The organism is Alkalibaculum bacchi (genome assembly GCF_937875145.1).
In the GTDB taxonomy this organism is placed as follows: Bacteria; Bacillota; Clostridia; order Eubacteriales; family Alkalibacteraceae; genus Alkalibaculum; species Alkalibaculum bacchi_A.
In genome coordinates, this window is sequence record NZ_CALNCS010000018.1 from 1 (window position 1) to 9,459 (window position 9,459).

The window sequence follows — 9,459 nt, forward strand, 5'->3', positions numbered from 1 at the left end:
ATAGTGCCTCGAATATTATATACAGTAAGATTGTTCTCTGGACCTTTTCTTACTACTTCAATTGATGCGCCTTTAGTAAAACCTAAGGCCATCATCCTTTCTTTTAATAGACCATTTGATAATAAGCAAGAAACCTTTGCTTTAGTACCTACATGTAATGTATTTAAACAAGTCATTATAACCACCTTTTTATAAAATTTAGCTTAAGCTAATTTATTCTTAATATTTTATGATAGAAGATGAGTATATGTTACAAAGAGATAGGAAAAAGCAAAAAAGCAGAAAGCAGAAAGCGGAGCTTGTTTCGGAAATTTGAAGAAGATAAGTGTTTTTGTTGATTAACGATTGTTCAACTACTGCTTAACTACCGCTCAACAATTGTTCAAGTATCGTCAACAAATTTAACAAGCTCAAAAGTTCCAGCATATACTTATAATAAAAGGCGAATAGAGAGGTTGAAATATGGATTGTAATGAGTACTATACTTTTAATAATTACATGAGTGAAAAGGATATGAGTGCTACAGAAGAAGACTATATTGAGATGATTTACAGATTGTGCGAGAAAAATAACGGTCATACTCGGGTAAATGATATTGCTCATCTATTGCATGTAAAGCCTCCTTCAGTGACAAAGATGGTAAAGAAACTAAAAGATTTAAATATTGTAGATTATAAGAAGTATGGGTGCATACAGTTAACGAAAAAGGGAATGGAGACTGGAAGGCTTTTGGTTTACAGACATAATGTCATAAAAAGATTTTTAACATTATTACAGGTAAGAGGCGATATTCATCAAGAGACGGAAAAGATAGAGCATACTATTAATAAAAATACACTAAGAGGAATTGAAAAGTTTGTCCTATTTTTTGAGCATAATCCAGAAAAACTAGATGAGTTTCTCTCTTACACAAATCAAATTGAAACAAGTCCGAATGAAAATATTGAGGGAAAAGAATAGTGAGAAAAACTATATTCGAAGAAAGTGAAGGACTCAAAAGCTTCTTCACTTTTTATATAGTAGAAAGTACTTATTCAAATGCAATGAATCAAACATGCCGTTTATCATTGATAATCTAAGCGATTTTATTTAGAACTTAGAATTAAAACACTCTATTTTGTGACGAAACAGTTTTTAGTATGTTATAATGTCGGAAAAGGAGGAAAAAGGATGTTATTAGTTACTTCAAATATTTTAGCATTTGTTTTAATAGTCAATTTCGTTTTAACTTTTACAATTATTTTCCTCGAGCGAAAAGATCCTCAAAGCACCTATGCTTGGTTATTATTGATATGGATTATACCAGCTATCGGTTTTATCTTTTATTTGCTCTTTTCTCAAAATATTGCAAGAAGAAAAATATTTAAATTACTAAATCAGGAATTGGAAACAACAAAAAAACTTTTAGATCAGCAAAAAATGCATTTAAAAAGAGAAGAAGTACCATTATGCAATTATAGAGATGAAATTTATAAAGATATGGTCTACTATCATCAAAATATCAGTGATGCCATATACACAAGCAATAATGAAATTCAAATTTTTACAGACGGCAAAGAAAAGTTTAAAGACCTATTTGAAAAAATCCTCGAAGCAAAACATCATATACATGTAGAATACTATATTATAAAAAATGATGATTTAGGCGTCTCATTGATGGAGCTTCTTATCAGAAAGGCCCAAGAGGGGTTGAAGTTCGCCTTCTTTTTGATGATATGGGTGGCAGGTATATCCATAAATCTTATATTACCCAACTTACTGAAGCAGGAGGGAAGGTGGGGAGATTTTTTCCGTCTAAAATACCTCTACTCAATTTAAAAGTAAATTATAGAAATCATAGAAAACTCGTCATTATTGATGGAGCTATTGGTTATTTAGGTGGCTTTAATGTAGGGAATGAATATCTTGGTCTAAAGGAGTCCATGGGTTACTGGAGGGATACTCATATACGTTTTAAAGGAGGCGCCATTTATGATCTACAGCTTCGATTTATTCTTGACTGGCGTTTCGCTACAAAAGAAAATATTGAGTTGACTGGTAGGTACTTAACAGATGAGATCTCTAATGGAAATGTAGCTATGCAGATTGTGTCTTCAGGACCAGATGAAGTGGAAGACCAAGTAAAAGAAGGATACTTAAAAATAATCAATTCTGCAAGAAATTATCTTTATATTCAATCGCCGTATTTGGTTCCAGATCAGAGTATTCTAGAAGCGCTAAAATTGGCTGTACGCTCAGGGGTAGATGTGAGGATTATGATCCCAAATAAACCGGATCACCCATTCGTATACTGGGCTACAACATCCTATGCAGGAGAGCTCCTTAGAGAAGGCGCAAAGGTATACATTTATGAAAATGGATTTCTTCATGCAAAGACCATTGTAGCCGATGATATGGTGTGCTCTGTTGGCACTTGTAATTTTGATATTAGAAGTTTTCGATTAAATTTTGAGGTCAACGGTTTTATTTACGATGAAAAAATTTCTATTAAGCTTAAAGAAATTTTCCATGAGGATATTGTATATTGTAGAGAGCTAAGCTATGAGATATATACACAAAGACCTCTTGTTATGAAGTTTAAAGAATCCATCAGCAGACTCTTCTCACCACTATTATAGTTGAAAGTGGAAAGCGGAAAGCAGAAAAAAAGACAAGCTCTCAAGAAAGCTTGTCTTTTTAATAGCAGTTGCTCTAAATGACTCCAAAGGAATACGAAAGAGCTAGTGACTAATGACTAGAGACTAGTCGCTGTATTTACTTAATAATTCTTCTTGCACCTATGTAACGCGTATTCCAATAATTATCAGTTAGTTTTGTAATTCTCACACCACTGCTACTGGTAGCACTAATGAACTCGTTGTTTCCTAGGTAAATACCTACATGTGAAGCACCAGCTTTATAGGTTTCGAAAAATACGAAATCTCCACGTTGAAGATTGCTTCTACTGACTGAAGTTCCTTCGTTGTATTGACTAGCAGCTGTTCTTGTAACGCTCATACCATTTTGTTTCATAATGTATTGAGTATAACCAGAACAATCAAAAGCTTTTGGTGTGCTACCTCCCATAGCATAAGGTACACCTATGTATGATTTTGCAGTTGCTATGACAGCGTTGATTTTGGTTGCTGTAGAAGTTTCATCGCCTCTGTTTGGCAATGAGCTGCTTGTACCTTCAAGTGCTTTTAATAAAGTTGTACGTGTTTGTGGGCCAAAAGAGCCATCTACACCAATTGCACTAGATCTTTGGAAAGCCTTTAAAGCATCGACGGTCATAGTGCCAAAATAATTTGTAGTATTGTTGATTTTCAAATACCCTAAACTTTTTAAATCTTCTTGCAGTTCTTTTACGTCTGTGCCACTCATAGCGTACTTAAGTACTCTTGGGTAGCGTGTTGATGTTGTTGGTGGTGTGGAAGGTTCTGGTTTGGTAGGTTCTGGTTTGGATTCTGAGTTTTGTTTGCCAGCTTTTACATTTTCAAGTGCAGCCTTAGATGCAGGGCCAAAATAACCATCTGCTTTTAATCCATTATCTCTTTGAAAAGCTATTACTGCATTGCGAGTTTGAGTTCCATAATAGTCCGTAGTCCTATTAATATCTAAATACCCTAAGGATTTTAGATTGTTTTGTAACTCGTTTACACCGTTGCCACGCATTCCATAACCTAGATAACTTAAGGCAAATGCAGAACTGGAAAATACAATCAAAATCAGCAATAAGATTGAAAGAACCTTAACTGACTTTTTCATCAAAATACCCCTTTCTTCGCCATTTTTTTATAATACCATTGTAACAAAAATGTAGAGGACTTGTAAATACATTTAATAGTGTAGGGAAAATAGAATTATCAAAAGTATATTCATTATTTTGGGGTTTTTTGCCCACTTTTGTAACAATATGATATAATAAAATAGTTACATTATTTGTATGAATTTATTTTGATTTAAAAGTAATAAGATTAATTAGGAAGGGATTTAAGAAATGGAACAATATGAAAGCGCGGAAGAATTAGATCTAAAGGAACTATGGTTTGTTTTTAAAAACAATATAAAGTTTATAGCTATTATGGTCTTACTAGCAATGATTGTAACAAGTATCGTAACTTTTTTTGTTTTAGATAAAGAGTACGAATCCTATACAACCTTAATGCTCGGTAAACCAAAAGAATATGAACAAGAAAGAGTAGATATTACCTATAATGATGTTATGTTAAACCAACAACTTGTGTCTACATATGGTGAAATTGTCAAGAGTAAGACAATTACTAATCAAGTTATCGACAATTTACAATTAGATATATCATCAGCTAAGCTAAGCCAAATGGTCACCGTCACTACACTAAACGATACAGAAATCATCAAAATAACCGTTCAAAATACGGATCCAGTGTTAGCAGCTACTATAGCTAATGAGATGGCAAATGTATTTATGGATTATGTCAGTGACCTAATGAACATCGATAATGTCAATATTATAGATGTAGCAGAAGCAAATAATACTCCTGTAGCCCCAAGAAGTATGATGAATATAGCAATCTCATTGGTATTAGGTCTTATGATTGGCGTATTTATTGTATTTATTAGAGAATACTTAAATACAAAAATTAACACGTCAAAGCAAGTAGAGGCTATAATCGACTACCCTATTTTAGCTATTATACCTGAATTCAAATAGATGCAAAATGCTTTAGGAAGGATTATAATATGAAAAAAAATACAAAAAAGAGTAAGATAAAGGATGCACTTATTGCACATACAGATCCGAAAGCTATAGTGTCTGAGGCTTTTCGTAACATGAGGACCAATGTTCATTATTCTAATGTGGATAAGGAGCTAAAAGTCATACAAGTCACTAGTACCCAACAAGGGGAAGGCAAAAGTACGATTACTGCCAATTATGCAACTACTTTAGCTCAATCTGGCAAGAAAGTGCTCATTATCGATTGTGATTTAAGAATACCTAGTATACATAAAGTTTTTGGCATGCCAAATGTCAATGGATTAATCAATGTATTGATGAGAGAAAGTGAATTAGACCGAAGCATCAAATATACTAAAGTAGAAGGTGTGTTTGTATTAGTAGCAGGTCCTGTTCCTCCTAATCCATCAGAAATGCTAGAGAGCAAGCGAATGGATGAAATCATTAATGTAGCCAGAGAAAACTTTGATATTATTCTTTTAGATTCTCCTCCAGTACTGCCCTTGACAGATGCTTTAATTATTTCAAAGTATACAGAGGGCACTATTGTAGTAATTGCCTTAGAAGAAACGCAAAAGGAAGCACTTAAAAAGACGGTAGAATCTTTAGAAAATATAGGTGCCAATATTATTGGAACTGTAGTAAATAAAGCCAATATCAAAAAAGGACACTATGGCTACGGAGGATATAGCTATAAGTATGCTTATAAGGAATAAGAAATTATGATAAATTTTGGAGGGGACTAATGTTTGATATACATAGCCATATCCTGTTTGGCGTAGATGACGGTTCTAAAAGCTTAGAACAATCTGTAGAGATGATTAAAATAAGCAACAGTGTTGGCTTTACAGACATTATAGCCACTCCCCATTATATAGGGAATACGAAATTTAATAGAGATATGACTGATAATACTCGCTTATTAGCTGATTTAAAAGCAGAAACAATGCATAATAATTTGCCTGTTAGATTGTATCTAGGTAATGAATGCTTTTTAGAATCGAATTTGGTAGATCATTTAAAGGATAAAAAAGTAGCAACTTTAAACGATACACCTTATATCTTATTAGAAGTGCCTAGAAATAAGACGATGTTTAGCAGCCTCCTTAATTTTATCTTTGAGTTACAGTTAAATGGAAATTTTGTTATATTAGCCCATCCTGAAAGATATGACTTTGTCATGAATGATATAGATACTCTAAAAGAGCTCATTCAAAGAGATGTTTTGATTCAAATGAACTTACCCAGCTTAGTTGGTGTATACGGACATGAAGTTCAAAATGTAGCAAAAAAGATGATTGACCACAATATGGTTCATTTAATAGGTAGTGATGCACATAATGAAAAAGGATACGAACGAGCTGGTAAAGCGTTGAATATTCTCAAGAGCTCTGTAAGCAAAAATACTTTTGAAGAAATTACAAGGAGTAATCCAAGAGCAGTTGTTGAGGGTAAAATTCTCTATCCAGAAGCCCCAATAAAAATAGAAAAGAAAAAACACTTTTGGCAATTTTTTAAATTTAATCGAGCGTAATTTTTCAATTAAAAATACTGAAAGAAATGGCACTAAAGATGAGGGCACCTTTTATAGAGGTGCTTTTTTTTATCCAGAATATTATCCCCTTTCAGAAATCAAATCTCTACTACGACAAAAGAAGCCTCTGGCACAGGTAATATGAAATTTATGATGAATGGAGCGATAACGATAGCCACATTGGACGGTGCCAATGTAGAGATTGCAAATGAAGTAGGAGATAACGATATTGTTGTTTTTGGATTAAAAGATATTGAACAAATTCGCATTATCTATACTATTTACTTCTCAAGGGATTTCTTACACTACATATGATATAACAAAGTCAAAATTCTTTGCAGGTGTTCCTCAATCTACGGTTATTTATCAGATCGCGATTGACAAATAAATGAAAATGGCTAGCTTTTGTTTTCTTCTACCTTCTGTTTTTTACTTTTCCCTTTAATTGTTGATATTCTAAAGACTTTAATGTATTATTATTATGACTAAAAATACCAAATGTAAGAGAAGTTGAGGAAAAGAAGGTTTATTATGATAGAATTAGGTAAAAAACAAACATTAAAAGTCATACGGAAAGCCAGTGTAGGCTTGTTTTTAAATTCTGCAAATGATCCAGATATGGAAGATATATTACTTCCAAACAATCAAGTTGAAGGGCTTAAGCTTGATGATGATGTAGAAGTATTCGTTTATAAAGACTCTGAAGATCGAATGATAGCTACTAGGAAAGTTCCTAAGATTACTTTAGGCCAAATATCAAGCCTAATGGTAAAGGAAGTAACGAGAATAGGAGCTTTTTTAGACTGGGGTTTAGATAAGGATTTACTCTTGCCTTTTAAAGAGCAAATAGGAAAAGTAAAAAGTGAACATTTCTATTTAGTATGTCTTTATATTGATAAGACAGATCGATTATGCGCTACTATGAAAATCTCAAAATACTTACAATCTCATTCTCCCTATAAAATGAATGATATCGTAAAGGGAACAATCTACAGTATTAACAGAGATATTGGCGCTTTTGTAGCAGTAGAAAACAAGTATCATGGGCTTATTCCAAACAGCGAATTGACTGGTCGCTTGTTTGAGTATGGGGATAAAGTTGAAGCTCGAATCAAAAGGGTAAAATCTGATGGAAAATTAGAGTTAAGTTTAAGAAAAGAAGTTTTTATGCAGATGGACGACGATGCAGAGAAAATATACGCTAGATTAGCAGCAAAGAAAGGCTTTCTTAAGCTAAACGACAATAGTCCTCCTAGTGCCATTAAGGCTGAATTTAATATGAGCAAAAGTGCGTTTAAGAGAGCAATAGGGAGATTGTTAAGAGAGCAGAAAATCAATATAACCGATAAGGGTATTGAATTAAGGCGATAGGAAGTCACTGTTTTTATATGCTAGAAAAAGTTCTGATCTTTAATTTATGTGCAAGGATTAGATTTTGACCTGTTAGACTTGAGTTTAGAGCGCTGGTGGCTTATAACAGATAGCACTTTCTTGGTAGGCAGTGATGGACAGGTTATAGAGTAAAGCATCAGCCTATAGTATAAATTGGAATCAATCGTAATATATTTTAGTAAGACGTTCGAATCAAGGAGGAAACGATGAAACAAGTAATTGGCATAGTATTTGGTGGAAAGTCTGGCGAACATGATGTTTCCTTAATGTCAGCCAGCAATGTAATAGATGTAATGGATAAAAGTAAGTATGATGTGGTTAAAATAGGGATTTCTCGAACTGGCGAATGGATGATGTATAATGGTGATACAAAGAGAATCGCCGCAGATACCTGGCAACAAGATGAAAAAAATCTCATAAAAGGTTTTTCCATATTTGATCACCCTATTATTAAGAATGTAGATGTGTTTTTCCCAATTCTCCATGGGCCAAATGGAGAAGATGGAACCGTTCAAGGTTTGTTCAAATTGCTTGGTAAACCTTTTGTTGGCTGTGGAGTCTTAGCATCTTCTGTAGGAATGGATAAAGTCTATTCAAAGATCTTATTTGAACATGCAGGAATACCTATAGGAGATTATACATCCTTACAAAGAGGCGATTGGAAAACAAGCGAGGAAGATTCTATTGTAGAAATTGAAAAGAAATTGCAATACCCTTTCTTTGTAAAGCCGGCCAATATGGGTTCGAGCGTAGGAATTTCAAAAGTTCACAATCGCCAAGAAGCAATAGAAGGGATAAAAGAAGCTTTTAAGTACGATAGCAAGCTGATTTTAGAAAAGGCTATTAATTGTAGAGAAGTGGAATGCGCTGTTCTAGGGAATGAAAGTCCTATAGCATCCATTTTGGGAGAAATTGTACCTTCTCAAGAATTCTACGATTATAAAGCCAAATATATTGATGGAGATAAATCTGCTTTAATTATACCTGCAAATTTAGATGAGTCTACAACACAACAAATTAGAGAGTATGCAGTAAAAGCCTTTAAATGCGTGAATGGTAGAGGTCTATCTAGGGTAGATTTCTTTGTGGATAAAGACACAGGTGATGTACTTATTAACGAAATCAATACACTACCAGGCTTTACAAATATCAGCATGTACCCTAAATTATGGGAAGCAACTGGAATATCATATGTAGAGTTAATCGAGAGAATCATCTCCTTAGCTATAGACGAATTTAATAGTTAGAAAAGCTGCTCTAAATCAACATAAGAGAGCAATAATCAGTTGTTGCCTAAAACATAAAATACCGACTAATGGAGGGTATAATGGATCAAAATAAACAGAAAGTATTAATTCGAATAAAAGGTACTACAAAACAAGAGGGCGAATCTGACGAAGTAATTGAATTAGTAACTCAAGGCGAAATGTACAAAAAGCGAAAGAGTAATTATATCATGTACAAAGAATCCGAGGTATCGGGCTTAGAGGGGACTACTACTACATTAAAAATTGAAGGCGATAAAATCTCTATTATTCGCTTAGGCACCATGAATTCCCATATGACCTTTGAAAAGGGAAAGAAAAGCTATAATATGTACTCTACTCCATATGGAGAGATGACGCTTAGCATTTGTACACAAGATATTAATATAAATTACAATCAAGAGCACGATCCAACAAATATATATGTAGACTACAATGTTGAGATACAAGGTTTAATGGCTGCCCGCAATATTCTAGATATACAAGTGAAGCACTAAAGAGAGGTTGAAGAGATGAATAGTACCATAGAAAAAGTAATTGAAAATGTCAAATCTGCAATAAATGAAAGTATA

Annotated in this window: 11 protein-coding genes and 1 pseudogene; 10 read left to right on the forward strand and 2 right to left on the reverse strand. The window is 33.5% G+C overall.

What is annotated here, in order from left to right; translation table 11 throughout:
• Positions 1 to 176, reverse strand: a 176-nt coding sequence (locus Q7P22_RS01135) for a FeoA family protein (RefSeq protein ID WP_303859733.1), incomplete at its 3' end; no start/stop codon positions are given.
• A gap of 286 nt (positions 177 to 462) precedes the next feature.
• Here Q7P22_RS01135 and Q7P22_RS01140 point away from each other — a divergent pair.
• The 3 genes from Q7P22_RS01140 (at position 463) to cls (ending at position 2,618) form a co-directional block, all read left to right on the forward strand.
• Positions 463 to 960: a metal-dependent transcriptional regulator gene (locus tag Q7P22_RS01140; protein ID WP_113919430.1), complete on the forward strand. Its 498-nt coding sequence runs from the start codon at positions 463 to 465 to the stop codon at positions 958 to 960.
• A 210-nt stretch (positions 961 to 1,170) separates the two neighbouring features.
• On the forward strand, positions 1,171 to 1,818 hold the full coding sequence (locus Q7P22_RS14885) for a PLDc N-terminal domain-containing protein (RefSeq protein WP_369695464.1): 648 nt from the start codon (positions 1,171 to 1,173) through the stop codon (positions 1,816 to 1,818).
• On the forward strand, positions 1,716 to 2,618 hold the full coding sequence (cls, locus tag Q7P22_RS14890; protein WP_369695465.1) for a cardiolipin synthase: 903 nt from the start codon (positions 1,716 to 1,718) through the stop codon (positions 2,616 to 2,618). The genes Q7P22_RS14885 and cls overlap by 103 nt, the downstream gene beginning before the upstream one ends.
• Positions 2,619 to 2,754: 136 nt before the next feature.
• On the opposite strand, the gene Q7P22_RS01150 is transcribed toward cls, so the two are convergent.
• Positions 2,755 to 3,747 (reverse strand): peptidoglycan-binding protein, encoded by a 993-nt coding sequence (locus Q7P22_RS01150; RefSeq protein WP_303859723.1) that lies wholly within the window; start codon positions 3,745 to 3,747, stop codon positions 2,755 to 2,757.
• A gap of 232 nt (positions 3,748 to 3,979) precedes the next feature.
• On the opposite strand from Q7P22_RS01150, the gene Q7P22_RS01155 reads away from it, so the two are divergent.
• The 7 genes and pseudogenes from Q7P22_RS01155 (at position 3,980) to Q7P22_RS01185 (ending at position 9,384) form a co-directional block, all read left to right on the forward strand.
• Positions 3,980 to 4,672 carry a YveK family protein gene (locus Q7P22_RS01155; protein ID WP_303859725.1) on the forward strand — a complete coding sequence of 231 codons (693 nt, stop codon included), beginning with the start codon at positions 3,980 to 3,982 and terminating at the stop codon, positions 4,670 to 4,672.
• Positions 4,673 to 4,701: 29 nt separating this feature from the next.
• Positions 4,702 to 5,412 carry a CpsD/CapB family tyrosine-protein kinase gene (locus tag Q7P22_RS01160; RefSeq protein ID WP_303859727.1) on the forward strand — a complete coding sequence of 237 codons (711 nt, stop codon included), beginning with the start codon at positions 4,702 to 4,704 and terminating at the stop codon, positions 5,410 to 5,412.
• Between the two features lie 29 nt (positions 5,413 to 5,441).
• Positions 5,442 to 6,230 carry a tyrosine-protein phosphatase gene (locus Q7P22_RS01165; RefSeq protein ID WP_303859729.1) on the forward strand — a complete coding sequence of 263 codons (789 nt, stop codon included), beginning with the start codon at positions 5,442 to 5,444 and terminating at the stop codon, positions 6,228 to 6,230.
• 99 nt (positions 6,231 to 6,329) lie between these two features.
• Positions 6,330 to 6,536, forward strand: a pseudogene (locus Q7P22_RS01170) (glycogen/starch/alpha-glucan phosphorylase); the annotation flags it as partial.
• A 225-nt stretch (positions 6,537 to 6,761) separates the two neighbouring features.
• Positions 6,762 to 7,601: a S1 RNA-binding domain-containing protein gene (locus Q7P22_RS01175; protein WP_113919417.1), complete on the forward strand. Its 840-nt coding sequence runs from the start codon at positions 6,762 to 6,764 to the stop codon at positions 7,599 to 7,601.
• 227 nt (positions 7,602 to 7,828) lie between these two features.
• Positions 7,829 to 8,869, forward strand: coding sequence for a D-alanine--D-alanine ligase family protein (locus Q7P22_RS01180; RefSeq protein ID WP_113919416.1), 1,041 nt, complete (start codon positions 7,829 to 7,831; stop codon positions 8,867 to 8,869).
• Between the two features lie 80 nt (positions 8,870 to 8,949).
• Complete coding sequence (locus tag Q7P22_RS01185) at positions 8,950 to 9,384, forward strand: DUF1934 domain-containing protein (RefSeq protein ID WP_170128128.1); 435 nt, start codon at positions 8,950 to 8,952, stop codon at positions 9,382 to 9,384.
• Positions 9,385 to 9,459 lie beyond the last annotated feature (75 nt).